The organism is Caballeronia sp. AZ10_KS36 (assembly GCF_023631105.1).
In the GTDB taxonomy this organism is placed as follows: domain Bacteria; phylum Pseudomonadota; class Gammaproteobacteria; order Burkholderiales; family Burkholderiaceae; genus Caballeronia.
The window spans coordinates 32,403-58,651 of the sequence record NZ_JALQDQ010000037.1 but is presented as its reverse complement, the minus strand read 5'-3'; the positions used below and the strand labels follow the sequence as shown (position 1 = coordinate 58,651).

Below are 26,249 nucleotides of genomic sequence, written 5' to 3'. Positions count from 1 at the left end.
TCCGCGCGATGATATTCGGACTCCAAACGTCCGTGTATGCACGGGATTTCCCGGATTAATCATAAAAAAGGCTTTTCTATAAACGGGACTTCGGAGCCCTTATTTATCGGTGTTCCTTTTTCAGCCGAAGCGGGTCTGTTGCATCTGCTTGCACGCATGGCCGTGCCGTATCAATTCGAGGCCATCGCACGCAGGTGCAACATGTTCTGAACCGAATCGTCCGCACTGTTGACAAAATGAGTAAACGACAATGCTGAACCTTGCCCTCGGCTGCTTCACTTCGTTTTGTCTGACTCTTCTGATCGTGAAATACACGAGCCATGCGGGATCGAAATGGCTCGACAACGATCTCACGGGAGTGCAGAAAAATCATGCCTTTCCGGTTCCGCGTGTCGGCGGCATCGCAATCATCGGAGGAACGGGTATTACGTTTGTCATGGGCGGGCTATTCGGCGCGAATCCGCGCGGCGAGTCTCTCTTGCTGCTCGGATGCGCGGCGATTCCCTTCATGGCGGGCTGCGTGGAGGATCTCACCAAGCGCGTGAGTCCGCGCGCAAGGCTGCTCGCCGCGATGGCCGGCGCGATCGGCGGCGTGTATGCGTTGAATGCCGTGATCGGGCGCGTGGACCTGCCGATCGTCGATCGCGGTCTCGCGCTGATGCCGCTCGCCATCGCGCTCACCGTGCTCACGGTGTCGGGGCTCACGAATGCGATCAACCTGATCGACGGCATGAACGGACTCGCTTCGGTGTCGTCCATTCTCATCTTCGGGTCGATAGGCTTTGTCGCGCACCAAGTAGGCGACTGGCTCATCATGAGCGTTGCACTGACGATGATCGGCACCATCCTGGGGTTCGCCGTCTGGAACTATCCGGGCGCCGCGATCTTTCTCGGCGATGGCGGCGCCTATTTCATCGGCTTCGTGATGGCGGAACTGCTCGTACTCCTGATCGCCCGCCACCCGGCAGTCTCAGCGTGGTACGCCGCCGTGGTCGCGATCTATCCGCTCTTCGAAACCGTCTTCTCGATCTATCGGCGCAAGCTGGTGCGCGGGCGGCCGGTCAGCCAGCCGGACGGCGTGCATCTGCATACGCTCGTGTATCGGCGCATCGCGCTCAGGGGCGCCGATTATCGCGATGCGCGGCAGCGCGGACGCCGCAACGCACGCACGTCGCCGTATCTGTGGGTGCTGTGCTCGGTGGGCGTGGTGCCGGCGTCGCTGTTCTGGAACGAGCCGGTCGTGCTGTTCGCCACCGACCTCGTGTTCGTGAGCGTCTACGTGTGGTTCTACGCGTGCATCGTGCACTTCAGGACGCCGCGCTTTCTGGTCGGCCATTCGTCGATCACGCCGGCCACGTCGCAGGAGACGCGGCGCTGACGGAAGCCAAGCGGCGGCTCAGTTCGCCACTTCGGACGTGCTGTGCTCCGGCTCGTCCGTCCGATGATGGGCGGCGAGCGCGCACAGCTCTTCCATGTTCATCGACACGAATCCGTACTTGTCGCGCAGATGCGCGTAGTGGTCCGCGATGCGCTGCAGGAACGCGATGTTTTGCGCCGTGTCGCGCCCGAAGTTGTGCGGATGCCACCACAGATGATAGAGCCGCTTGTTGATGGCCGCGTAGGTCATCGCGTCGGTGATTCGCTTCAGACGAAGACCGTCGAGCCACGCCGTTTTGCGCTTGTACGGCCTCAGGAAGCTGCTCGCCGGGAAGTTGAACGGCATCGCCCGATAGCACTCGTCGAGCGCATACGTGTTGTGGCCTGAGAGGTCGATGTAAGCGTCGAGCAGGCGCGTCGCTCGCATGAGCCGGCTCTGTCCCGCCTTGTCGGACGCCGCATAGGCGTGCCCCTCTTGCGTGCCTCGATAGCACAGCACCCCGAAGCGGGTAAGCGAAGCGAGGTACGCGTCGTTGCACTGGTTGCGCGGAAAGACGATGCTTCGCACGTACACGCCCGCGCGTCGCGCCACTTCCACTGCACGCGCGAGATCGGCTTCGAATTCGCGCACGCCCTGCCCTTCTTCGAGGCAATAGTAGTGCGAATAAGTATGCGTGCCGATGGCCTGTCCCGGCTGGCGCGCAATGCGCTCGATCAGTTCCGGCGCGAAGTGATAGAGCGGATCGAGGTCGCGGGCGGCTTCGATGTACTCATAGGGCGATATGCCGGGGCGCGTATAGCGGGGCCGCGCATCGGGCAGACTGGCCTTGAGTTCCGCGACATCGCGATGAAACAGGAAGCCTACCGTCGCCCAGGTCGCGTGAATGCCGCTCGCGCCGAACACGCGCAGCATCTCCGGAATGGCGCGCCGCACGCCGCGCAGATTCTCTCCGTAGCTTTCGATGGTGCGCGTTTCGCGCACGCCCCATAGCAGCTCGAAGTCGAGAGAAACGGTGAAGACGCCGTGATCGAATGGCATGAATCGGTCTCCCGACGAATGTGCGCGGCTACGGGGATCAACGAGCCGACCGGGCCATCGCGTTTCGGTCGCGCAATGGCGTCGCGGCGGGCGTCTCGGGCACATCGCTGCGCGCGTCAGCGGCCGCGCCCGCGCGCTCGTACGCCAGCACGAGCGCAATGTTCACGCACAGGATCATCAGCAGGCCGACGATCAGCATGCTCAGATTGCGCAATTCATCGTGGAATCCGAACGTGATGAAAAGCGGCACGTTCACGGCGAGCGCAATCCATACATGACGCCGCAATACGAGCGGCAGCTTGCTCCAGCCCGAGCGCAGCAGAACAACGGCAATCACGATGTTGATGACGTTGAAACCCTTCGACATCACGACGCCATAGTTGTATTCGAAGCGCAGATAGCTCAACGGATGAATCAGAAAGTCGAGATTATGAAACAGGTGAAACTGCGCGACGTCGCCGCTATTTCCCGCATATTTCAGCTTGATTGCGAGATTGACCGCCGCCGCGATGGCGAGCAACACCGCCTGCACTAGTACAGCGCGGCGTAAAGAAAATCGTGCATGCAGGAATGGAAATAACGTGAGCGAGAAGAAGAGAAACGATTCCTTGTTCAGCGTCGCGATGGCCGTGAGCGGAATCAGCCATAACGCCCGGCCGGTCGCCGCGAGCCATACCGCGAGCATCATGAAAAGCAGTTCGGGGAAGTCGTAGAAATAGGCGCCGTCGGTCAATATGAGCGGGAATATCGCGGCCAGCGCCATCGGTGCGAGCGTGCTCGCGGTTCGATCCGCCTGAAAAGTCATGCAGACCGCGCGCATCGCGAACATCGCGAGAAAGAGCGCCGTGAACGACATGCCGAAGATCAGGTAATAGCGCAGCGCGTATTGCGGATTACGCGCATCGACGGCGCTCGGGTAGAACCACGTGATCGGATGATGCGTCCGGTTGTCGTCCATCAGAAGCGCGTCGACTTTGGTCCTCAGCTTTTCCGGCATCGCGCGTTCGACGCCGTTCGCCAGCATCGGCAATAACTGGCGATAGACAAAGGGACGATCGATCGTGCCGTCGAGCATCGCGGGCAACGCAAATTCCGGCGTCTGGTCGCGGAATTGCCACTTCGTGAAATAACCGTTGTACGATGCCGCCGCGACTAGGTAATACATCACGACGAGCAGCATCCAGCGTACACCGCGGCGCAGAACGGGTTCGTTGAACATGGCGATCTCCAGACGATGTGTCGACCCAGCCCCGCAGCTCGGCACGAGACTGATATCGGTCAGGCGACTGTTCCGGACAGCCTCGCGCATGTTCGCTGATTTTCCTCGCCGCGAAGGTGGGCTACCGCACCGTTATGCAAATGCAAGGCGTACTGAGCGAAGGTCACCGCGACTGTTCCGCGAATGGCGGCTGTGCGACATCGCGCGATGCGGATAGAGTGGCGCTACCGCAATTTCTTCGAGATCATGGATAACCAGACCTTCAGCGAATCGGAACGCAACGCCGTGTACCGCGCCATTCAGGAGCGCCGCGACATGCGCCATTTCGTGAGCGCTCCCGTCGCGCCGGCCGTGATGCAGCGGCTCATCGACGCCGCGTTGCATGCGCCGAGCGTCGGCTTCATGCAGCCGTGGCGCATCGTCCGGATCACGTGCAAGGACGTTCGCGCGCAACTCCATGCGGCGGTCGAGCGCGAGCGTCTGCTCACCGCCGATGCGCTCGGCGAGCGGCGCGATGCGTTCATGAAGCTGAAGGTGGAGGGCATGCGCGATTGCGCCGAGGTGCTCGTCATGGCGCTGATGGACGGCCGCGAGCGCCATGTGTTCGGCCGCCGGACGCTGCCGGAGATGGACCTGGCGTCGGTGGCCTGCGCCATTCAGAACATGTGGCTCGCGGCGCGCGCCGAAGGCATCGGCATGGGATGGGTGTCGCTTTTCGACCCGCAGGAAATCGCGGAGCTGCTCGCGATGCCCGCGGGCGCGCGGCCCGTGGCGATCCTCTGCGTCGGACACGTCGAGCGGTACTACGACGCGCCGATGCTGGAAACCGAGGGCTGGGCCACGCGCCGGCCGCACGAAGAATGCGTCTACGAGAACCGGTGGCCGGCGCGTTGAACGCTTAACAGGCCGTCGGCCTGACGCGTTCCACTTCCAGCCCGAACAGCGGGCGCAGGCGCGTGCCGAGCACGTTGCCGAAGAACGCCGCCACGAGCCACAGCCAGCCGTGCATACTGCCCGATACGATGCCGCTGAAGTACGCGCCGATATTGCATCCGTACGCGAGACGCGCGCCGTAGCCGAGCAGCAGACCGCCGACGATGGCGGCGATCAGCGAGCGCATCGGCACGCGCCAGACCGGCGCGTAGCGGCCCGCGAGCGCGGCGGCGAGCATCGCGCCGAGCACGATGCCGATATCCATCACGGACGTGACATCGTGCGAGACCGGCGCGGCGAGCGTCGCGGCGTTCGGCTTGCTCATCCAGTACGGCCAGCTCGCGACGTCGAAGCCGATGGCGGATGCCGCCTTCGCGCCCCACAGCGCGAACGCGGACGTGACGCCCCACGGCCGGCCCGACAGCGCGAGCGTGGCGAAGTTGAGCACCGCGAGCGCCAGCGCGCCAGCCAAGAGCGGCCACGGGCCATGCAGCCACGGCGACGTGTGCGCGGGCTGCACGTGCGCGGCGACGAGCTTGCCGTGCCGGCGCTTCTCGATGACGACCGTCAACGCGGCGATCAGCGCGAACACGATCCAGTTGACCGCGAGCGCGGGCGCGAGGCCCAGCGACTTCACGAGCGAGATGGGCTGCAACGAAGGCAGCGCGGTCCAGAACGGCATATGCGCGGTCGCGATCACCGATCCGACGATGAACGCGGCAAGCGTCACGATCATGCGCGTGCTGCCGCCGCCAACCGTATAGAGCGTGCCGGATGCGCAGCCGCCGCCCAGTTGCATGCCGATGCCGAACATGAACGCGCCCACGATCACCGACGTTCCCGCAGGCGACACCAACCCGGTCACGGGCATGCCGAATAGCGACCCGGCGGACAGCGCGGGAAAGAACAACGCGACGCCCACGGCCAGCATGAGCATTTGCGCGCGCAGGCCGGCGCCGCGGCCATCGGCAATGAAAACACGCCACGCGGAAGTGAAGCCGAATGCGGCGTGATAGAGCGCGACGCCGAGCAGCGCGCCGACCACATACAACGCGGCCTGACGCGCGCCCGCAGTCTGCGCGAGATAGAGCACACCGGCGAGTAGAAGAAGGCCGGCGACGGTCAACGGCTTGGGGTTGATCTCGGTGCGGCGGCGAAGAGGGCTGGCTAGGTCGGACATGATGAGTCGAGGCGGTGAATTTGCGTAAACCCCTATATTGTCGGCCTATTTCGGGGTTCTTGCTGGCGGCCGCTTCGTCGCCCGCTTAGTCGCCGCTTCTTCACCGCTTGGTCACCGCTTCCCTGCTTCGGCCTCCTTGCCGTAGCCCGTCAGTTCGAGATAGCCGCGTCCACCCTTGCCTTCCGCCTCGCCTTGGCCCGACACCGTCACGGCGCCTTCCCAGTACACCGCGCCGGTCGATTCGCGCGAGTCGAGTTCCTGATCGTCGATGAGCGGCGCGAGACGCCAGCGCATCGCGCCGACGCGCACCGTCATCGCAACCGGATAGCGCGTGTTCGTGCGTGGCGAGCGCCACTGCCGTTCCGGCGTGAACTCGACGTCGCCGGGGCCGAATTGCGTCGCGCGGCCATCGCGGTCGCGCAGCGCGGCGTGCGCCCAGACCGCGCGGCCGTCGCGGCTGCGGACCTTGAAGGCCATCAGCGCGGAACCGTCGTCGAGGTTCGCGCCGAGCCAGTCCCAGCCGGCGGCGTCGGCGGGCAGCAAGGTGCTCGACCACTCGTGATCCAGCCACGCGCTGCCGGTGACATCCACCGTATCGCCCGCGCCTTTCGCCGAGGGCCGCGTGACGCTTCCCGTCACCTGCAACTGCGGTTCGCTGTAGTAATAGCTCGCTTCTTCCGGCGACGGCCCCTTGCGCGAGTAACCGCCCTCGCCCTGAATCATCGGCGGCTGCGTCGGCGTGAATGTGAGATGCAGCGCGAAGCCGGCGGCATCTGCGCTCACGGTGTAGCGGCCATCCGCTTCGCGGACCATGCGCCATGCGTCGAGCTTGACGTCGGTGTTGCCGTTCGCCGCATACGCGAGCCCGAAGCCCTGCCGCGCGATGTCCTGATCGTGCACGAGCCGCCCGAACGCCGGATCGGAGAGCGCGGCGTGCGCGACGATGACCTGCGATGGATCGAACGCGCCCCCGCCGCCCTTGCCCGTGTTCGAGCGAAAGAAGGTGATCTGGAAGCCGAGCGGCTTCTTGTCCGGCGTTTGCAGCCAGCCGGTCGCATACCACCACTCCGTGCGGTACGCGGGGTGCGCGCCGCTGTCCTGCGGCCAGTCGATCGCCCGGCCCGGCACGACCACCGCGAACGGCGCATCGGCGGCGAGCGCGCTCGTCGAAGAGAACGCGGCCAGCGCCACGAGCATCGCGATGAAGAAGCCGAAGCGGCGCATCACCAGTCCTCCCGCACGGCGCGCACCGCATCGACCGATACGGCGCGCCGCCCCGCCAGCACCGCCGTCGTGCAGGAAGACACGAGCATCACCACGCCGATGACGACGAGCATCGTCCACGGCACATGCAGCGACATGGTCCAGTGGAACGATTGCGGATTGACCACGAAAACGAGGATCAGACTGATGGCGAAGCCGAGCACGCAGCCCATGGCAATGCCGAGCAGCGTCAGCAGGCCGCCTTCGGAGGCGAGCAGCGCGAGGATCTGCTTTCGCGTCACGCCGACATGGCGCAGCATGCCGAATTCGCGTGAGCGCGCGAGCGTCTGAACCGAGAACGTCGCCGCGACGCCGAACAAGCCGATGACGATCGCCACCGCTTCCAGCAGATACGTCACCGCGAAGCTGCGGTCGAAGATGGTCAGCGTGCGCGAGCGGATGTCGCCGGGCTGCGAGAACTCAAGCGCGTCGCCGAACGGCAGGCTTTGCAGCGCCGCGATGACCTGCCCCGCCCGCACGCCCGGCCGCAACGTGATGGCCACTTCGGTCGCGCCCATGTCGCCCGTCAGCCGCCGATAGTCCGCGAGCCGGAATTGCAGCGCGCCCGTCTGCCGCACGTAGTCGCGCCAGATGCCCGCCACGACGAAATGTTCGTCCGCGCCGCCGAGCGGCAGCGTGACGCGCTGGCCGGTGCGATAGCCGTACAGATCGGCCATCGCCTCGGACGCCCACACGGGCGTTTCGTCGGCGCGCCACGCTTCGGGCGGCAGCGTCGCGCCGGTCATTTGCAGCATCGCGCCGGGGTCCGCGCCGTTGATCTCGCGGGCGATCACGGCGACCGGCGGTTTCGAGGCATCGAGCGTCACCTGCGACGAGCGCGAGAACGCCGCCCGCGCGACGCCGCCGGTGGCCGCGATCTGCGCCTGCTGCTGCGGCGTGAGGCCTCCCGTATCGCCGGTGGATGCGAGCCGCGCATAGACATCGGCGGAAAGCAGATGCTCCAGCCAGTCCACCACCGATATCCGGAAGCTCGCCACCATGATCGCCATCGCGACGATCAGCGTGAAGCTCGACAGCACGCCGCCCATGGCGATCGACGCCTGGCCCGGCGCGTTCGCGAGCCGCGCGAGCGCGAGCGTGCCCACCGCGCTGCGGCTACGGTTGCGGCGCAGCCAGGCGTACGCCGCGCTCGCCGCGCCGAAGACCATCGCCGTGAGCCGCGGCATCAGCGCGATGCCGCCCACCAGCAGAAGCGCGACGGCGAGATAGCCCGCGATAGGCGCATCGTCGATGGGCGGCGCCTGCGTGAGCGCCGCGCCCGCCGCGAGGCACAGGAGCGCGGGCCACGGCGTCGAAAGCGGCGAGAGCGCGGCTTCCTCGCTGCCCGCTTTCAGTGCCGGCGCGGGGCGCGCGCGGACCGCTTCGAGCGCGGGAACGAACGTGCCCGCGAGCGCGACGCCCAAGCCGAGCGCGAGAAAGATCGCGGTCGAGACCGGCTCGAAATGCACACGCGGCTGCACGCCCGGGAAGTAGCCGCCGCCCAGATCGCTGCCGAAGAAGCGCAGCGCGAGTCCGGCCACCGCGAAGCCGAGCGCGATGCCCAACAGCGCGCCCGCCACGCCGAGCAACGCGCCTTCGGTCATGATCTGCCGCACGAGCTGGCCGCGCGTCATGCCGAGCACGCGCAGCATCGCGAATTGCGCGCGGCGTCGCACGACGCCCGCCGCCTGCGTCGAGAAGACGAGGAACGCGCCGGTGAAGAGCGCAACGAGCGCGAGCACGTTCATGTTGATGCGGTAAGCGCGCGACAGCCTGTCCGTGCGGCTTTCGGTGTCGCGCGTCTCCGCGACGACGAAGCGCGGGCCCAGTTCGTCCTGCAACGCGCGGCGAAACGCTTCGCGATCGACGCCGCGCGCGAGTTGAATATCCACGCGCGAAAGCCGTCCCTGCACGCCGAAACGCGACTGCACGGCGGCGATATCCATCACGCCGATACGCTGGCCGGGCAAGGCCCGCACGATGCCGCCCGCCACCCGCAAGCGCACCGGCGAGGTGGCGTTCTGCAATTCGACATCCGCGCCGACGCGCGTGTTCAGCCATTGCTGCGCGGCGGTCGAGAGAAAGATGGCGTCGTCCGACAAGACGTCGAGCGGCGTCTGCGGCGACGGCACGCCGGTCAGATCGGGCGCGATGCGCTTCGCGCGGAACACGTCGATGCCGAGCACCTTGAGCGGCGTGGTCTGCTTCGGCACCGCGACGTCGAGTTCCAGCACGGGGCTCGCCACGACGACGCCCCGGCGCATGGCGAGCATCGGATAAAGGCGCTCGTCGATGAACTGTTGCGCGCCGCGCACCTGCAAGTCCGCCTGCCCCGACAGGCTGCGCGCGGCGGCGGAGAACTCGTTGAAGGCCGCGCTGTTGATGAGTTGCACCGCGTAACCCAGCCCGACGCCGAGCGCGATCGTCAGCACGGCGACGAGCGCCCGCCCGCGATGACTGCGCCATTGAGCGCCCAGCAGCCAGCGCGCGAGCATGCGATGACCGGCGGCGCGCGCCGTCATCGTGCGCGCGACTCGTTGAACGCCGCCAGCGACGCGGCTTCGTGCAGCGTGCCGTCGGCGAGGATCAGCACGCGGTCCGCGAACGCGGCGGCGGCTTCGGAATGCGTGACCATGATCGCGGCCGCTCCGGTCGCTTTCGTTTCGGCGTGGAAGAGCCCGAGAATTTCGTGGGCGGTTTGCGGATCGAGATTGCCGGTCGGTTCGTCGGCGAGTATCAGCCGCGGGCGATGCACGAGCGCCCGCGCGATGGCGACGCGCTGAAGTTCGCCGCCGGAAAGCTGGCGCGGCAGATCGTTCTGACGATTGAAAAGACCGACGGCGGCGAGCATGCCGTGGGCGGGTGTCGTCGGCAGGCCGTTCAGAAGCAGCGGCACCGCGACGTTCTGCACCAGCGTCAGATGCGGCAGCACGTGGAACGCCTGAAACACGAAGCCGAGCTTCTCGCGCCGCGTCTTGGTGGCGGCTTCGTCGCTCATCGCGGAGATGGGGACGCCGTCGATCAGAATCTCGCCGCTATCGGGGGCGTCGAGGCCCGCGATCAGATTGAGCAGCGTGGATTTGCCCACGCCCGAGTCGCCCATGATCGCGATGAATTCGCTCGCGCCGAGCGTGAAGTCCAGCCCTGCAAGAATGGTTCTGCCGGGACCATAGGTTTTGTGAAGGCGGCGGCATTCCAGTGCGGGGCGTGTCATAGGCAAGCGCGCTCAGTATCCTCGGGGTGACGAGTATTATGCCTAAGGTGTTTCATCCGATGTGAAAGCCCGTTCGCGTTTCGCATTCGCCTGATGTTTGGCCGCGCTTGGGATGGTAGACGGCAGGTTCGTTAGGATAACTTCCGTTAAAGGCCGACGCATTCATTCGAAATGCGAACGATCCGAGCGGAGCGCCGACCGCGCCTCGCCCCGTTCCGCCGTCACCGCCCCGACTTCACCGGAGCGGCTTCGGCCGGCTTCTCCCAGCCGAACGCCTGCACCTCCGTCACCGCGCCGCCGACCGCCACGACGCCGCGAATTTCGCCGGGCATCGGCAGCACGACCGCGTGCCACGATGCATCCGCGCCGCTCTCGCTGCGTTCGGCGCGCGTCTTCGCGATACGCGCCGCATCCGCGAGCGCATCCGCCATAAGGCCCACTCCGACGCTCGCCGCGCCTACCGCGATCACGATCCAGATGCCCGAGTACGCGACATCGACATGCACGCTGCGTTCGCCGCGCGGATCGGTGGCGATGATGCGTTCGTCAGGGCCGTCCTCGACCTGGACTTCTTGCGGACGGCAGTCGAACATCTGCGAGACGACGAGCCGCAGCGTCGCGCGCGCCACGCCGAAACGCCGCCCGATGGCCGAATGCGGATGCAGCCGCGCGCGCCTGCGCTCTGCGACACTCAGCCAGCTTCCGACATTGGACGCCGACGCAAAACGGAATTCGCTCGTGACGAGCCAGAGGCACAGCTCGCCGCTCGCGGGCGGCCGGTCGACGGCGCGCGATTTGGCGAGGTCGTGATAACGCCACACGGCGTCATCGGCGAGTTTCAGCGGGAAAGAAGTGCAGACGCCTTGCATCACGCATGCAGGCTCGGTCGAAGGGCAAAGGAATGCGGCATGGCGGCCACCTCGCAGGTTGTTTTGTGGGGCGCCCGCGGGCGGGCCAACCTGCATTTTCGGGAACGGTTCCTTAACAAATGCTTAGGAGCCGGCCTTCATTTAGCATGCAATGCATGCGGGGCATCGTGGCGCCGGCATGCCGGAATATCGATTGCTGCCCTTTTCGACCCCCTGCTCTTCCGGAGAATCCTTATGGCACAAGCTGCTTTGTTCACTCCCACGCGCGTGCGCAACCTCGAACTGGCGAACCGTATCGTCATTGCACCGATGTGCCAGTACTCGGCCGAAGACGGCTGCATGAACGATTGGCATCTGATTCATCTCGGCCAGCTCGCGCTGTCGGGCGCGGCGCTGCTCACCATCGAGGCGACCGCCGTGCTGCCCGAAGGCCGCATCACGTGGGCGGATGTCGGCTTATGGAATGACGAGACCGAAGCCGCCATCGAACGCACGCTGAAGGGCATCCGCCGCTGGTCCGACATGCCGATCGCGATTCAGTTGAGCCACGCGGGCCGCAAGGCATCGACGGAAGTGCCGTGGGAAGGCGGCGCGCAGCTCGCGCCCGACCACGCGCATGGCTGGCAGACCGAAGCGCCCTCGTCCGTGCCGTACGAAGAGAGCGAAACGCCGCCGGTCGCGCTCGACCGCGCGGGGCTCGAACGCATCCGCGACGCCTTCGCCGCCTCGGCGCAACGCGCCGCGCGACTCGGCATCGACCTCATTCAGATTCACGCGGCACACGGCTATCTGCTGCATCAGTTTCTGTCGCCGCTTTCCAACCGGCGCGACGACGAATACGGCGGCTCGCTCGAAAACCGCATGCGCTTTCCGCTCGAAGTCTTCGACGCCGTGCGCGGCGCCTTCCCCGAGGACCGGCCGGTGACGGTGCGCGTGTCCGGCACGGACTGGGTGGAAGGCGGCTGGGATATCGAACAGACCATCGCGTTTGCGCAGGCGCTGGAGGCGCGCGGCTGCGATTCGATCCACGTGTCGAGCGGCGGCCTGCACCCGGCGCAGAAGATTCCCGTCGGTCCCAGCTATCAGGTGCCGCTTGCGCGCACGGTCAAGGGCGCGGTGAAGATGCCGGTCGTCGCGGTGGGTCTGATCACCGGCATCGAGCAGGCGGAAAGCATTATCGGAACCGGCGACGCGGACATGATCGCGCTTGCCCGCACCGCCCTCTACGACCCGCGCTGGCCGTGGCACGCGGCGGCGCAACTGGGCGCGCACGTGCGCGCGCCGAAGCAGTATCTGCGCTCGCAGCCGCATCAATATAGGGACTTGTTCGAAGAGGACTGAGGCTCCGCGCCAACGCCGCGGCGTGCTATCTTCAAGCCGTCGCGCGTCGCCGTGTCATGTGGTGCCATCATGAGTCAAGTCCGCTATCCGCTCGGACCCGACGACCGGGTGCATCTTCTCTGCTGGCTCACATGCGGCTTTCTCGGCGCGTTCTATCTCGAAGGCGCGTGGCCCGAACCGTCGTTTCAGGTGCGCGCCGCGCATCGCTGGCTGGATAACCACAACCGCGCCGCCGACTGGATCGAGACCGCGAAACTCTCCGTTACCGCGCAGGCGCTCGCGTCGCGCTTCTGTCCGCTGCTCGATACCGAAGCAGGCCGCAGCGCCATCGAAAAGATCATCGAAGGCGACGACCTCGACTACGAGAGCGAGCTCGTCCAGCGCATCTTCCACGCGTGCGTCGTTCAGCTGACGGACCGGCGGCGGCCCTCGCGCTGAAGTCGCGCAACCACGCGCGCGGCGTTGTTTTCGTCCGACAGAACGCCCTTTCGCCCCACGCTTATTTCGCTTGACAAGCCGGTTGCCAGCGCCTTGCAGCAAGCCTTCGACCGTGCGTATTTTTTCTGCGGCACCAATGTGCGGTAGCACACACTTCGGCGTTCGGGCGCGTTGCTAAATTCGTGCCGCCTGCTCGCACATCGATGTTCGCCCTCTCGCTAGTCGATGACGGCGCGGCTACACCGTCAGCGGCCAAACGAAAAACAAATCGACACAGTCCGGAGGGTGTATGCAGTGCAGCATCGGTTCTTTCAGTCGCGCCTCGCGGCTTCGGCCGCTCTCGGCCATCGTGCCGCTCATCGTCGGTCTTCACGCCGCGCACGCCGCGCCGCCGCTGCCGAGCGGCGGCCAGTTCGCCGCGGGCAGCGGTTCGATCACCGGCGGCGGCCGGTCGCTCGTGATCGATCAGACTTCGACGCGCGGCGTGATCGACTGGAAGAGCTTTTCCATCGGCAGCGGCCGCCAGGTCACGTTCAACAACGGCAACGGCGCGACGCTCAATCGCGTGACGGGCGGCGATCCGTCCACCATTCTCGGCCAGCTCACGGCGAGCGGCAGCGTGTATCTCATTAACCCGCAAGGCGTGGTGATCGGGCCGGGCGGCGTGGTCGCGACGGGCGGGCGCTTCGTCGCGTCGTCGCTGAACGTGAGCGACGCGGCCTTCATGAAAGGCGGCGACCTCACGTTTTCCGGCGACGGCCGCGGCGTCGTGGCGAATCTCGGCAAGATCGGATCGAGCGGCGGCGATGTGTTCCTCGTCTCGCGCACGGCCGCAGTCAACGCCGGCTCCATCGACGCGCCCAAAGGCAGCGCGGAACTGGCGACAGGCGCACAAGTGCTGCTGCACGATTCATCGAGCGGCCAGCAGATTTTCGTGCAGACGGGCAGCCAAGGCACGGTCGCGAACGCGGGCGTGATCCGAGCCGCGCAGGCGAGCCTTCAGGCCGCCGACGGCAACGTCTACGCGCTCGCGGGCAACAACGCGGCGATCCGCGCGACCGGCACTGCGAAGCGCGACGGCCACGTGTGGCTCGTCGCCGATCAGGGCGCGGTGCACGCGGCGGGCACGCTCGCCGCGACGAATGCCAACGGCAGCGGCGGCACGGTCGAAACCCGCGCGGCCACGCTCGACGTCGCGAACGCAAACGTTGTCGCAGGCGAGTGGTCGCTCGCGTCGCCGACGCTCGCCATCGACAGCGCCACCGCGAATGCGGTGTCGCGCAGCCTCGCCAACGGCACGTCCGTGATTGCGCAGTCCGGCGGCGATCTGACCGTGAACGGCAACGTGCGATGGAACGGCAACGCGTCATTGACGCTCGGCGCGGCGCATGACGTCACGGTGGCGCAGGCATCCACTATCGCGAACACGGGCGGCGGCAATCTCACGCTGCGCGCCGATGCGAACGGCGTCGACAACGGCGGCAGCGTGACCAATCGCGGCAAGATCGACTGGTCGGGCAGCACGGGCATCGTGAGCGCACTCTACGACATGAACGGCAGCTACGCGCCCGGCACGCTGCTCACGCACGCCGGCTGGACGGCCGCGCCGTATAGCGGCGTCGTCACGCAGATCACCGCGTACAAGCTCGTCAACACGCTCGCCGATCTCGGCGGCGTCTCGCAAAACCTCGCGGGCAACTATGCGCTCGGCAAGGACATCGACGCGAGCGCGACCGCGTATCCCAACTTCTTCACGCCGATCGGCGCGACGCCCGACACGCCGTTCACCGGCCAGTTCGACGGTTTCGGCCACGGCATCGACCGGCTCGCGGTCAGCGATTCTTCGTCGTCGGGCTATGTCGGCATGTTCGGGGTGATCGGCGCGAGCGGCGTCGTGCGCGACATCAAGCTGACGAACGCCAGCGTGGGCGGCGGCGCGCCCGGAACCTACGGCCTGCTCGCCGCGCAGAACAACGGCCTGATCACGTATGCGTCAACCTCGGGCGACTTGTCGTTCGGCGGCTTCGGCGGCGGAGGCAACGGCGGGCTCGTCGGCGCGAACAACGGCCGCATCGAGCGTTCGTCGAGCAGCGCGACGGTCGGGTTTCAGGGCCCGTCCGGCGGCCTCGTGGGCGTGAACACCGGAACCATCGCGCAGTCGTATGCGACGGGCAATGTGACCGGCGGCTCGCACGCATCGGTGGGCGGGCTCGTCGCCTTCAATAACGGCACCATCACGCAGTCCTACGCGACCGGCAGCACCGGCGGCCAGACCGGCGACGGCGGACTCGTCTACGACAACGGCAGCGCGGGCGTCATCAACGAATCGTTCGCGGTCGGTCAGGTCGGCGGCGGCGGACCGCCGTTTGCCGCGTACGGCGGCATCGCGGCGTTGAACGAGGGCGTGATCGGCAACAACGTCTACTGGAACCGCGACACGACGACGCGCACGAGCGCCGTGGCCGTCGACAACGGCACCGCGCCGGGCGACGCGAACGGGCTCTCGAACCCGCAAATGCGCGTGCCGGGCAACTTCGCGTCGTGGAACTTCGGCCCGGGCGGCGCGTGGACGATGCCGGCGAACGCGACGCATCCGGTTCTGAGCTGGGAGAAGGCGCGGCCCTGACGCGTCTCGCAGGAAGTTGAAGGGCGGGCAGCCGCCCGCCCTTCAACTTCCGATTACGACGAACACTTCGCCGAGCGGCGCCTTCGATCCGTTCGGCACGACCGCTTTCAGCGGAAAGCCGAACGTTCCCCGCACGCTGACGAAGCGCCCCATCTGGAAGCGAATGCCCGCGCCGACGCTCGCAAGCGACGCGTTGTTGACCTCGCCCGCTTCGGGAATGCGGTTCCACACGTGTCCGGCATCGAAGAATATGAACGGCTGCATCGCCGCGACGCCTAAGGTGAGCGCGGGCGCGCGCATTTCGGTCTGCACGTTCCAGCCGCGATCGCCTTGCGCCGCATACGGCTCGTAGCCGCGCACGGTCGCGTCGCCGCCTAGCCCGAGCTCTTCGCTCGGCAAAAGCGTGTTGCCGGTCCACTGGAAAAGCGCCCGCGCGGACACCGAAAACCCCGACGCGCCCAAGAGCGACTCATGCTGCCCCGACAGTTGGAAGTACTGATAACGCGGCGTCGCGCCGAGCCGCGCGGCATCGAAGGCGGCTTCGTTGTTGCTGCTGTCGAGACGGCCGGGACTCGCAAAGAGCGACGCGTTCAGATGCGTGCCGCGCGCCGGGTCGCTGTTCGTGAGATCGTAGGCCAGCACGAACTGGTGGATATGCGTGTTCGCGTTGAATACCTGAAAGCCGCCGAATTCGAGGTCGTTGTTCGAGCGCTTGAAGTCATAGCCGAGCTGAACTTGCTGCTGCCATGCGCCTGCGTTGTCGAGCGGCGCAAGCACGCGGTCGTAGCGAAAGCTCACCTGCGAACTGGTGCCGGTCTGTCCGTAACTGTCCGGCAGGCGCGGCGTGCTTTGCGCGAACACGCCGAATAGTTCGATGCGATCGAGCCACGGCAGCGGCGCAAAAAAGTTGAACGCGTGGGCGACGAAGCGCGGGCGGTCGGGGCGTCCTTCGATGTCGGGGTTGCCCGAAAAGAGGTCGTTGCTCGCCGTCGCCTGATAGCCGATGCGCGCGTCGATGCCGAACAGGTTGCCGTAGTCGAAGCCCGCGAGAAAGCGGTCGCGTCCCAGATCGCGCACGCCGTCGTTGTTATAGCCGCCGTAGACGCGCAGCGGCAGGCGGTCTTCGGTTTGCAGCACGACGTCGGTCGTGTTCTGCGCCTCGCCCGGCGCATAGATCACATCGACTCGGCGATACGGATTCGCGTTGAGCAGCGCGAGCCCCGCTGCGACATCGGCCTCGTGGATCGGCTCGCCGCTCGCAAGCGGCATCTCGCGCGTGAGCAGCGCATCGGAGAAATAGCGGTTGCCCTTCGCCATCACGCGCCCCGCGCGGAACTCGGCGACCGCGATGGTCACCACGCCGTTGCTCACGTCCTGCTCGGGCACGTAGACATCGACGAGCGGCTGGCCCGCGTCGCGATATCGCTGCACGACCGCGCGGCGGATCTGCGCGAGACGCGCGAAGGTGAGCGGCTTGCCGAGATCGGCAGCGAAGGTGTCGAGAAACGCGGCGTCGACGAGCGGAAGGTCCGTGGACGTGATCGCGCCCTGCGCGGCGGATTGGCGATTGCCCGATGCGGCCTCGCCTGCGCGCGCGAACGCAATGCCGCGCAAGTCTTCGATGGCGACGGCCTGCGACTCGTCGGCCGCTGGCTGCGGCGGCTGCGGCGCGCGCGGGCGCTCGGCGGCGGGCGGCGCAATCGGCGCGACATCGCGATAAGCCTGCGCGGCGGCATCGCCCATCTGCGCGCAGAAAGCCGCCACCGCGACGGCCAGCGCGCGCATCGGCGGAAAAAGACGCGTCATGCGCCGCGAAGGCGCATGGCCCGACTCTCGACGCGGCGGGCAGGCAAGCCGCGCCGCGCCGTGTCAATGTCCGTGTCAGCGTGTGTCACGCCGCCTCCGATGCTGTCCGTTGCTGGGCCGCCGACTATATATCGGCGGCGGTCCGGCCCGCCAGCGTGCGTCCGGCGCGAATGTGCGAAAGCGCACGGTAAGCGGACCACTCAGCTTACCCGCGCGCGACGCATCACGCGTTCACGGCTTCAGCACCACCTTGATGCAGCCGTCTTCCTTGTCGCGGAACGTTTTGTACATGGCCGGTCCGTCCGCGAGCGACACCGTGTGCGTGATGACGAACGACGGATCGATCTGTCCTTCCTGAATGCGCCTGAGCAGGTCGTCGGTCCAGCGGTTCACGTGCGTCTGACCCATGCGCCACGTCAGTCCCTTGTTCATCGCGGCGCCGAACGGAATCTTGTCGATGAGTCCGCCGTACACGCCCGGCACCGACAGCGTGCCCGCCGGACGGCACACGTAGATCATCTCGCGCAGCACGTGCGGGCGGTCCGTCTCCAGCATCACGGCCTGCTTCGCGCGGTCGTACATGGCATCGACGGAACGCGTGGCGTGCGATTCCATGCCCACGGCGTCGATGCACTTCTCCGGACCCTTGCCCTGCGTGAGATCGGCCAGACGTTCCAGCACGCTTTCTTCCTTGAAGTTGATGACGGTCGCGCCGCCCGCGCGCGCCATCGCGAGGCGCTCGGGCACGCAGTCGATCGCGATCACCTGCTTCGCGCCCAGGAGCACCGCGCTGCGAATCGCCATCTGTCCGACCGGGCCCGCGCCCCAGATCGCGACCGTGTCCGTCGGTTCGATATCGCATTGCACGGCGGCCTGCCAGCCGGTCGGGAAGATATCGCCGAGAAAGAGCACTTGCTCGTCGGTCAGGCCATCCGGAATCTTGACGTGCGTCTTGTCGGCGAACGGCACGCGCACGTATTCGGCTTGTCCGCCGGGATAGCCGCCCGTCAGGTGCGTGTAGCCGAAGAGGCCCGCTGTCGTGTGGCCGAAGACCTTGTCCGCGACATCCTTGTTCCGGTTGCTGCGTTCGCACACCGAGAAATTGCCGCGCTTGCACTGATCGCACTCGCCGCAAACGATCGTGAACGGCACGACGATGCGATCGCCCTTCTTGAGCGCGCTGTTCCCCGCGCCGACCTCGACCACCTCACCCATGAACTCGTGGCCCATGACGTCGCCGGATTCCATGCCAGGCATGAAGCCGTCGAAGAGATGCAGGTCCGAACCGCAGATTGCACACGTCGATACCTTGATGATGGCATCGCGCGGGTGCTCGATGACCGGGTCCGGGACTGTCTCGTAGCGGATGTCTTTCTTGCCTTGCCAAATCAGCGCCTTCATTGTTTACCTCCAGCGGGAGTGAAAGGTCGGGTCGCGAGTCGAATCGCTGAGTAGCAAGAGCGTCGACCGCAACGCAGGTGCAGCAACGCGTGTTCCGCCTTGCCGCACTGCGGATGTCCATGACACACGTGGGCATCGCGTGCAGCAGGTAAGCAATGCAACGACGCGACTGACGCAGACGTGCGATCGCCCTAGCCGACAAATGCCCCACGCTTGGGAAAACCGCCGCGTGAGCCGCGCCGCGCGTCGCCCCTATCGACGCGATTGGAAAAATCCAACGACCGGGGCGCGCCGTGGGAATACCCACTGCTAATCAATCCATGCGCCCATCCGGATCTAACCTTGGACGCTCGATGGCGCTTCCCCGCATCGCTTGTTTGGAACTCTCGCACTTTCATCGAAGGAGCCTGCCATGTTCATACACAACAAACGTCTGCAATACACGGTGCGCGTTGCCGCGCCCAATCCCGGCTTAGCCAATCTGCTCCTCGAGCAGTTCGGCGGCCCGCAAGGCGAGCTTGCCGCCGCCATGCGCTATTTCACGCAAGCAGTGACCGAAGACGATCCGGGCCGCAAGGACATGCTGTTCGATATCGCGACGGAAGAGATGAGCCACCTCGAAGTGATCGGCAGCATCGTCGCGATGCTGAACAAGGGCGCGAAGGGTGCGCTCGCCGAAGCGGTGGAGCAGGAAGCCGAGCTGTATCGCTCGATGACGGGCAACGGCAACGATTCGCACACGACCGCGATTCTCTACGGCGCGGGCACGCCGCTCACGAACTCGGCCGGCGTGCCGTGGACGGCGGCGTATATCGACACCATCGGCGAGCCGACGGCCGACTTGCGCTCGAACATCGCAGCCGAAGCGCGCGCGAAGATCGTGTATGAGCGCCTGATCAACGTGACGGATGATCCCGGCATCAAGGACGCGCTCGGCTTTCTGATGACGCGTGAGATCGCGCATCAGAAGTCGTTCGAGAAGGCGCTGCATTCCATTCAGCCGAACTTCCCGCAAGGCAAGCTGCCGGGCGTGCCGGAGTTCACGAGCGTGTACTTCAATATGTCCAAGGGCGACGACGCACGCGGTCCGTGGAACGAAGGCGGCGACTGGAAGTTCGTCGAGGACCCGCAGCCCGCAGTGGATGGCGGCGACGGCACGGCGAGCGTGACCGTGAGCGAGCTGGAGAAGGACGCGCTCACCACGATGGCGACGCGCACTGCGTCCGACCCCGCCGCCGACCCCGTGACGGGCGCGGACCTGGGCTCGGGCAAGGCAGTCTGACGCGCCCATCGCGCGACGACGCCGAATAAACAAACGGCCGCGATCGTTACGATCGCGGCCGTTTGCTTTGGTGAAGCGTTGGTGAAACTCAGTGCAGCTTAGAAGCGGTGACGCAGACCCACCGCAGCGGCGACCTGATTCTGCGAGGTCGACGGCGACAGCGTGTTGATGATCGCGACGTTCGCGCCTGCGTTGCCGAGCTGGCCGGACGCATGCTGATACACGCCTTCGACATAGACATCGGTGCGGCGCGACAGCGAGTAGTCGGCTTGCAGCGAGACGGTATGCCACTTCGGATCGCCCGTGCCGTTCGAACCGGTGAGCTTGCCGTCGGTGTACGTGTAGGCGGCGTCGAGGTTCAAAGCCGGCGTCAGCGCATAGCGGCCGTTCAGCTCGAAGTTGTTCAGATGCAGGTTCGTGCCGGTCGGGAGCGTGAACGACGCGCCGCCCTGCGACGCCGCGATCAGGCCGTCATAGTGCGTGTTCGTCCACACGAAGCCCACCGTCGCCGGACCGTAGGCGTAGTTCACGCCTGCGCCGAACGTGCGTTGCAGGTCCGCCGTCAGGTTGCCCTTGTTGCTCTGCCCCGCCGATACCGCGCCGCCCGAATTGAAGTTGCGCGAGTTGTTCGTTTGCAGGTAAGCCGCCGCGAAGTTCAGCGGGCCGGCCGTGTACGACGCGCCGGCGCTCCATGCGCGGTTATTCGAGAACTGGCCGGCGTCGTTGCTGAAGCCATACAGACCGCCGAACTTGAAGCCCGCGTAATTCGCGCTGCGATACTTGACCGAATTCTTGATCGAGAACGAGTTGTCGAGATTGTCGTTATCGAACGGATGCGCGCTCAGGTTGTTGCCATAGCCCGCGCCCGCTTCGGAGATCGGTCCGAGAAAATCGACCATCGAATCGTATTGACGGCCCAGCGTGACAGTACCGAACTGATCGCTTTGCAGACCGACATACGCTTGACGGTTGAACATGCCGGCCTGATTGAAGCCACCGTTATTCAGGTTGAAGCCGCTCTCCAACTTGAAGAGCGCGTGCAACCCGCCGCCCAGATCTTCGCTGCCGCGCAAGCCGAAATACGTATCGGAGACGGAACCGCTGCCTTGTTGCCAATTGCTGTGGCCGCCAGCGTTATTGGCGTACACGAGGCCGGCGTCCAGCATGCCGTATAGCGTGACGCTGCTTTGTGCCTGTGCCGAAGCCGCAAAGGCGCCGAGCACGCCCACAATGAGGAGATTTCTTTTCATGGTTGCTGTGTGTCCTGATTTAGAGCAAAGGCTTCCCGGGGCGATGCGCCTTGTCCCCGGAAGGCTCGACACACTTTAAGCAAAGCGCTCGCATACGTCGCGTTATTCGGCGCGTTTTGCCGGGTAAGAAACTATTGCTAAAACTGGAATGAGCACGCTCGAGCGCGTGTTAATGCTTTGCGGTCAATTGCTTAGTGTCATCGAAACTTAACAGTCGATGATTTGGATGTTGCACACGGACCACGTTATTCATGCGCCATCTGGAGAGGTGCTTTGCAGATGAGCGCGTTGATTGACGCAATCGCGCTCGTTAATCTTTCGAAGGTCTAAAGTCTTTGACACGAGTTGCAGTCTGAGGACACGGGGCGGTTTCGCGAGAGGAGACCGCCCCGCTTTTCACATCGCTCGTCAGGCGGCGGGATCAAGCAGCGGGATCGAGTTTCACCTTGATCCATCCCGGCTGGCGCAGATCGAATGCCTTATAGGCGTCGATGACATTCATCATTGGCTCGCGCGTCGTCAATACGCGAAGCGGATCGAACGAACCGTTGCTCACGCGCTCGATCAAGGCCGGCGTGATCGAGCGATGGTTGCAGTTGCCCATCTTGATGGTGAGATTCTTGTTCATCGCAATGCCGAGCGGGAAGAAGCGGTCGTTCGGCGGATACACGCCGATCACGCCCAGCGTGCCTGCCTTCGCGAGCGCGGCAACCGCCCAGTCGAGCGCCTGCGTCGGCGCATTGCCCGGCGTCCAGTTGTTGCCGTCCTGATTGCGCTCGGGCGTGACCGTCCGGCTTTCCTGTTCCGCCTGTTTGATCTTGTCTTCCGACGCCGCCGGCCCGCCTTCGGGATGCACTGCATCCACGCCGACCGCGTCGATTGCACGATCCACGCCGATGCCGTTCGTCAGTTCCAGAATCGCCTGCACCGGGTCTTCCTGATCGAAGTTCACCGTTTCCGCGCCCTGCGCGCGCGCCATGTCGAGACGATCCTGCAAGCGGTCCACGGCGATCACGCGGCCCGCGCCCAGCATCCATGCGCTTGCAATCGCAAACTGGCCCACCGGCCCCGCGCCGAACACGGCGACGGTATCGCCCGGACGCACTTCCGCCAGTTGCGCGCCGAAAAAGCCGGTCGGGAAGATATCGGAGATGAGAATGGCGCGCTCGTCATCGACGTTCTCCGGCAGCTTGATGAGGCTCGCGTTCGCGAGCGGCGTGCGCGCGAATTCGGCTTGCAGGCCGTTGATGGGACCGGTGGCTTTCGGTCCGCCGTAGAACGCCGTGCCCGCGGACGGACCGTTCGGGTTCGCGAGGTCGCATTGCGCGGTGTAGCCCTGCCGGCAGTACCCGCAGCAGCCGCACGAAATGGTCGACGGAATCAGCACCCGATCTCCGCGCTTCAGGTTGCGCACGCCCTTGCCGATCTCTTCGATGATGCCCACGCCTTCATGGCCGAGGATCGTCCCCGGCACCATGCCGGAAAACGTGCCGCGCACCATGTGCAGGTCCGTGCCGCAGATGGCGCTCGCGGTGAGCCGGACCACCGCGTCGTGATCGTGCTGAATCGTCGGGTCAGCAACGTTGTCGAGCGATATGTCGCCTATGCCGTGAAACACGACTGCTTTCATCGTCTGACTCCCGGGAAGGTTGATCGAACGACGATTCAGCAACGCCCGCGCCCGTAAGCTCGGGCATAACCGTTGCGACGAACCATGTGTTGAAACCGCTAATCCCGAAAGGAGAGTCACATGAACAAGGACACGACCGAAGGCATCAAGGAACAGGTGAAGGGCTGGGTGGATACGGCCATCGGCACCGTGACCGGCGACGAGGACCGCAAGTTGAAGGGCGATGTCGAGATCACCAACGGCGCGAACCGTAAGGACTACGGCGATCAGAAGGACAACATCGAGAAGGGCGTCGAAGATCCGGGCGAGCCGACCAACACGTAAGCCCTCTGCTCTCCGTCACGCCGCGCGCTTCACATAGCGCGCGATGAAGGTGCGCGTCTCGTCGTCCGGGAAGCGCACCGCCACCCGATCCGCACTCACCATCTCCACGACGCCATCGCCATAGCGGCGCACGCGCACGCGGTCGCCCTGAGTGAACGTCGGTGCGCTGCGCTTCGGCTTCGCTTCTTTCTCGTGCTCTTCCGACAGCGCCTGTTCGCGCACTTCGCGCGGGCTTTCCTGCACTTCCGGCGGATGCAGGCAGTTGTCGCAGGAACCGCACGCGCCGCCGCCGAGTTCGTCGTCGGGCGCGCGATAGTTCACTTCCTGCTTGGCCGCGGACGGCTGCGCAGCGTCGTCGTCCACGTCGTCGGCGAAGTAGTCGAGCAGCATGCGCCAGCGGCAGCGCGCGCTCTGCGCATAGGTGATCATCCGTTCGAGCACCGCGCGATCGCGTCCGGCCCGCGCGGCGTAGCCCTGGGCGGCATCGTCCAGTTGCGCGATGGCCGCGCCGTCGTCGATCAGCTTCATACCGCCGCGCCGCGTGCGACGCGTCACGCCCATGTCGTTGAGCAGCGTGGCGGCCACGCGCAGCTTGTTGACGCCGACATGCGGCAACGCTTCGCGCAGTCGTTCCAGCGGCTTTTCGAGCGTCTGGCTCGTGTTCTCGCGCGCGAGGTCGCGCACCGTCTCGGCCACGCGGCGTATCGTCTCCGCACTCGGATAACGCCCGCCGAGAAAGAACTGCTGAACCTGCTTGTCCTTCAGTTCGAAAAGCAGGATGCACTGCGCCGGCTCGCCGTCTCGGCCCGCGCGCCCGGCTTCCTGATAGTAAGCGTCGAGGCTGCCCGGCACCTGCGCATGCAGCACGAAGCGAATGTTGGGCTTGTCGATGCCCATGCCGAACGCATTGGTCGCGACCATCACCCGCGCTTCGTCGGCCATGAACGCGTCCTGCGCTTCGGACCGCGCGTTCGCCGCCATCTTGCCGTGGTAGCGCTGCGCCACGACGCCCGCCTCGCCGAGCGCGGCATGCAGCGCATCGCATTCGGCCACCGTCGCGCAATAGATGATGCCGCTGCCTTCCAGCGTGCTCGCGAGCTCGATGGCGCGCCGGCGCTTGTCTTCGGGATTCGTCAGTTGCTCGACCGAGAAATGCAGGTTGTCGCGATACACGCCCGTATGGATGACGTTGGCGTGCCGCATCTGCAATTCGCGCACGATGTCCTCGATGACGGCGGGCGTCGCCGTCGCGGTCAGCGCGAGCACGGGCGGGCGGCCGAGCGTCTTCACCGCGTGGATCAACTCGACATAGGCCGGGCGGAAATCGTGGCCCCACTGCGAGATGCAATGCGCCTCGTCGATGACGACGAGCGGCACCGACGGCATGTCCTTCGAAGTGAGCGTCGCGGTGAACTCCGCGTTCACGAGCCGCTCCGGCGTGACGAAGAGAATGCGGACCTCGCCTTGCGTGACCGCTTGCATGGCTTCGCGCTCTTCTGTCGTGGACAACGTGCTGTTGAGGACCAACGCCGCTACACCGGCTTCGGTCAGCTTTGCGGCCTGATCGCGCATGAGCGAGATGAGCGGCGACACGACGACCGTCATGCCGTCCAGTTGCAAGGCGGGCAGTTGATAGCACAGGGACTTGCCCGCGCCGGTAGGCATGACGGCGAGCGTGTCGTTGCCGTCGAGAACGCTGCGGATCACTTCGTCCTGCCCCGGCCGCAGATGAGGAAAGCCGAAGACTTTGCGAAGGGCGGTTTCGAGTTCACGGTCGAGCGGTTTGCGCGCGCGGGTGGCGATGCTGCGGGTGGTGTCGTTCATGTCGATGGGTTCGAGTGGCGCGCTGCGCGGTTCGCATCCGGTGGATTCGGTAAGGAGGGATGGCACGCGGCGAAAGGAGCAAGCGCCAGACCCACGGCAAACGTTTGAAGAAACCACCATGCCGTGTGTAAATCTTTTCGCATCGGTCCGTGCGCTAGCCGACGCACCGGTGCATTTGGCGTCGGATGCATCGGCCATATTCGTCCAGACGAATAAGGGTGAACGCTAACACTGGCGGGCCTCGGCGCACGTCCGTTTCATTTCGAAACACATTTATCGGTGAGAAAAGCTGACGAAGGTACGCACCTTGCTCTTGTAGTTGCTTTCCGAATTCACGCTGGACGCTTCCTTATGACACGAACCCTTGCCGCCGCCCCCGCCTTCCGACAGCGTCGCCCGGCCCAGCTCGCAGAGCGAGAACTCAAACACCTCGAACTGATCCTGGCGAGTTTCGTGGAAGGCAGCGCCGCACCGGGACGTCTGCCGACGAAGTATTGGGACATGCGCGTCGCGCAACTCGACAGCGACTACGAACTCGTGCCCTCGCAAAGCCAGCGCGTCGCCACGCTGCAACGCAAGCTGGCTTTGCTCGATTCGGCGCTCGGCTCCGCCGCCGCCGATGCTCAAGAGAAGCAGAACCGCCGCGTGGCCGCCTGAACCGTTTGAGCCGTCTGGGCCTTCTGAGCCATCCGACGGCCGTAGTTTCCCGCCTATCGACGCACGCTCTGCCAGCGGGCGTCAGCCAAGACCGAATGGACCAAGCGGCGCTTACTTAGCCCGCCGGATCAGCGCGCGCGCCACATTGGCCGCGAGATCCGCGCGGAGCTCGGCCCACTTGCCGAGCAGCGACGCATCGTTCGTGAGGAAGTAAGGCGCTTCCGCGAAATCCGTGTTCTTGCCGTCCGGGCTCGCGACTTCGAAGACGCGCATGTCCATGTCATCGCACGTGCCCATGCTCACGAGCTCGCCGAACGAATGCACGCCCGCGATGGCGACATTCTGAATACCGACGCCGTGCACGACCGCAATGACCGTCTTTCCCATGCGCCAGGCGGCTTCGCGGCTGTCGGCCATGACGAACGCGATACCCTCGACAGGCGCTGTCAGCGTCACGCGAAAGAGCCGTGATTTGCATACGTCACTGAGTTGAGTGGTCATGGTGGCCGCCGGCGGAAAAAGGGACTCGATAAGCGCGAAGAGCGACATGGTAGCAAGTCACGCTCCCGCTTAGCC

General features: G+C 65.5%; 21 protein-coding genes. 8 read left to right on the top strand and 13 right to left on the bottom strand.

All coding sequences use genetic code 11. The features are described from left to right. The first annotated feature begins 250 nt into the window (after window positions 1–250). Window positions 251–1,378 (top strand): MraY family glycosyltransferase, encoded by a 1,128-nt coding sequence (locus tag NCR35_RS22805; RefSeq protein ID WP_244850665.1) that lies wholly within the window; start codon window positions 251–253, stop codon window positions 1,376–1,378. 18 nt (window positions 1,379–1,396) lie between these two features. Here NCR35_RS22805 and NCR35_RS22800 read toward each other — a convergent pair whose 3' ends face one another. Continuing rightward, a complete protein-coding gene (locus NCR35_RS22800; protein WP_250536207.1) occupies window positions 1,397–2,416 on the bottom strand; it encodes a polysaccharide deacetylase family protein in 1,020 nt (339 codons plus the stop codon). A gap of 37 nt (window positions 2,417–2,453) precedes the next feature. After that, on the bottom strand, window positions 2,454–3,635 hold the full coding sequence (locus NCR35_RS22795) for a hypothetical protein (RefSeq protein WP_250536206.1): 1,182 nt from the start codon (window positions 3,633–3,635) through the stop codon (window positions 2,454–2,456). Window positions 3,636–3,881: 246 nt separating this feature from the next. Here NCR35_RS22795 and bluB point away from each other — a divergent pair, with 246 nt between their 5' ends. Next, complete coding sequence (gene bluB / locus NCR35_RS22790; RefSeq protein WP_250536205.1) at window positions 3,882–4,529, top strand: 5,6-dimethylbenzimidazole synthase; 648 nt, start codon at window positions 3,882–3,884, stop codon at window positions 4,527–4,529. Between the two features lie 4 nt (window positions 4,530–4,533). On the opposite strand, the gene NCR35_RS22785 is transcribed toward bluB, so the two are convergent. The 5 genes from NCR35_RS22785 to NCR35_RS22765 form a co-directional block, all read right to left on the bottom strand. Then, window positions 4,534–5,748, bottom strand: a complete 1,215-nt coding sequence (locus tag NCR35_RS22785; RefSeq protein WP_250536204.1) for a YeeE/YedE family protein — start codon at window positions 5,746–5,748, stop codon at window positions 4,534–4,536. A gap of 111 nt (window positions 5,749–5,859) precedes the next feature. Next, window positions 5,860–6,972 (bottom strand): lipocalin-like domain-containing protein, encoded by a 1,113-nt coding sequence (locus NCR35_RS22780; RefSeq protein WP_502801715.1) that lies wholly within the window; start codon window positions 6,970–6,972, stop codon window positions 5,860–5,862. Continuing rightward, window positions 6,972–9,533, bottom strand: a complete 2,562-nt coding sequence (locus NCR35_RS22775; protein ID WP_250536203.1) for an FtsX-like permease family protein — start codon at window positions 9,531–9,533, stop codon at window positions 6,972–6,974. Before NCR35_RS22775 ends, NCR35_RS22780 begins: the two co-directional genes overlap by 1 nt. After that, a complete protein-coding gene (locus tag NCR35_RS22770) occupies window positions 9,530–10,225 on the bottom strand; it encodes an ABC transporter ATP-binding protein (protein ID WP_244850670.1) in 696 nt (231 codons plus the stop codon). Before NCR35_RS22770 ends, NCR35_RS22775 begins: the two co-directional genes overlap by 4 nt. Before the next feature lie 221 nt (window positions 10,226–10,446). Continuing rightward, window positions 10,447–11,094, bottom strand: coding sequence for a 4'-phosphopantetheinyl transferase family protein (locus NCR35_RS22765; protein WP_250536202.1), 648 nt, complete (start codon window positions 11,092–11,094; stop codon window positions 10,447–10,449). 234 nt (window positions 11,095–11,328) lie between these two features. Between NCR35_RS22765 and NCR35_RS22760 the strand changes: the two genes are divergently transcribed. The 3 genes from NCR35_RS22760 to NCR35_RS22750 all read left to right on the top strand — a co-directional run bounded on the left by NCR35_RS22760 (window position 11,329) and on the right by NCR35_RS22750 (window position 15,499). Beyond that, on the top strand, window positions 11,329–12,435 hold the full coding sequence (locus tag NCR35_RS22760; protein ID WP_250536201.1) for an NADH:flavin oxidoreductase/NADH oxidase: 1,107 nt from the start codon (window positions 11,329–11,331) through the stop codon (window positions 12,433–12,435). Between the two features lie 69 nt (window positions 12,436–12,504). Continuing rightward, on the top strand, window positions 12,505–12,873 hold the full coding sequence (locus NCR35_RS22755; RefSeq protein ID WP_244850673.1) for a hypothetical protein: 369 nt from the start codon (window positions 12,505–12,507) through the stop codon (window positions 12,871–12,873). Between the two features lie 289 nt (window positions 12,874–13,162). Continuing rightward, a complete protein-coding gene (locus tag NCR35_RS22750) occupies window positions 13,163–15,499 on the top strand; it encodes a two-partner secretion domain-containing protein (protein ID WP_250536200.1) in 2,337 nt (778 codons plus the stop codon). Between the two features lie 42 nt (window positions 15,500–15,541). Here NCR35_RS22750 and NCR35_RS22745 read toward each other — a convergent pair whose 3' ends face one another. Next, window positions 15,542–17,284 carry a ShlB/FhaC/HecB family hemolysin secretion/activation protein gene (locus NCR35_RS22745; RefSeq protein WP_250536529.1) on the bottom strand — a complete coding sequence of 581 codons (1,743 nt, stop codon included), beginning with the start codon at window positions 17,282–17,284 and terminating at the stop codon, window positions 15,542–15,544. A gap of 252 nt (window positions 17,285–17,536) precedes the next feature. Next, window positions 17,537–18,706, bottom strand: a complete 1,170-nt coding sequence (locus NCR35_RS22740; protein WP_250536199.1) for a zinc-dependent alcohol dehydrogenase — start codon at window positions 18,704–18,706, stop codon at window positions 17,537–17,539. Window positions 18,707–19,118: 412 nt separating this feature from the next. Here NCR35_RS22740 and NCR35_RS22735 point away from each other — a divergent pair, with 412 nt between their 5' ends. Next, on the top strand, window positions 19,119–19,988 hold the full coding sequence (locus NCR35_RS22735) for a manganese catalase family protein (RefSeq protein WP_244850676.1): 870 nt from the start codon (window positions 19,119–19,121) through the stop codon (window positions 19,986–19,988). 98 nt (window positions 19,989–20,086) lie between these two features. Here NCR35_RS22735 and NCR35_RS22730 read toward each other — a convergent pair whose 3' ends face one another. Together NCR35_RS22730 and NCR35_RS22725 are read right to left on the bottom strand one after the other, a co-directional pair. Then, window positions 20,087–21,238: a porin gene (locus NCR35_RS22730; protein WP_250536198.1), complete on the bottom strand. Its 1,152-nt coding sequence runs from the start codon at window positions 21,236–21,238 to the stop codon at window positions 20,087–20,089. Between the two features lie 421 nt (window positions 21,239–21,659). Beyond that, window positions 21,660–22,868, bottom strand: coding sequence for a zinc-dependent alcohol dehydrogenase (locus tag NCR35_RS22725; protein WP_250536197.1), 1,209 nt, complete (start codon window positions 22,866–22,868; stop codon window positions 21,660–21,662). Window positions 22,869–22,988: 120 nt separating this feature from the next. Between NCR35_RS22725 and NCR35_RS22720 the strand changes: the two genes are divergently transcribed. Continuing rightward, complete coding sequence (locus NCR35_RS22720; RefSeq protein WP_244850679.1) at window positions 22,989–23,192, top strand: CsbD family protein; 204 nt, start codon at window positions 22,989–22,991, stop codon at window positions 23,190–23,192. Between the two features lie 15 nt (window positions 23,193–23,207). Here the strand turns inward: NCR35_RS22720 and NCR35_RS22715 are convergent, their stop codons facing one another. Continuing rightward, the gene (locus NCR35_RS22715; protein ID WP_250536196.1) at window positions 23,208–25,016 is read right to left on the bottom strand and encodes a RecQ family ATP-dependent DNA helicase; all 1,809 of its coding nucleotides are present in this window, start codon (window positions 25,014–25,016) and stop codon (window positions 23,208–23,210) included. Between the two features lie 351 nt (window positions 25,017–25,367). Here NCR35_RS22715 and NCR35_RS22710 point away from each other — a divergent pair, with 351 nt between their 5' ends. After that, complete coding sequence (locus NCR35_RS22710) at window positions 25,368–25,673, top strand: hypothetical protein (RefSeq protein WP_175945727.1); 306 nt, start codon at window positions 25,368–25,370, stop codon at window positions 25,671–25,673. A 111-nt stretch (window positions 25,674–25,784) separates the two neighbouring features. Here the strand turns inward: NCR35_RS22710 and NCR35_RS22705 are convergent, their stop codons facing one another. After that, window positions 25,785–26,174, bottom strand: coding sequence for a hypothetical protein (locus NCR35_RS22705; RefSeq protein ID WP_250536195.1), 390 nt, complete (start codon window positions 26,172–26,174; stop codon window positions 25,785–25,787). Window positions 26,175–26,249 lie beyond the last annotated feature (75 nt).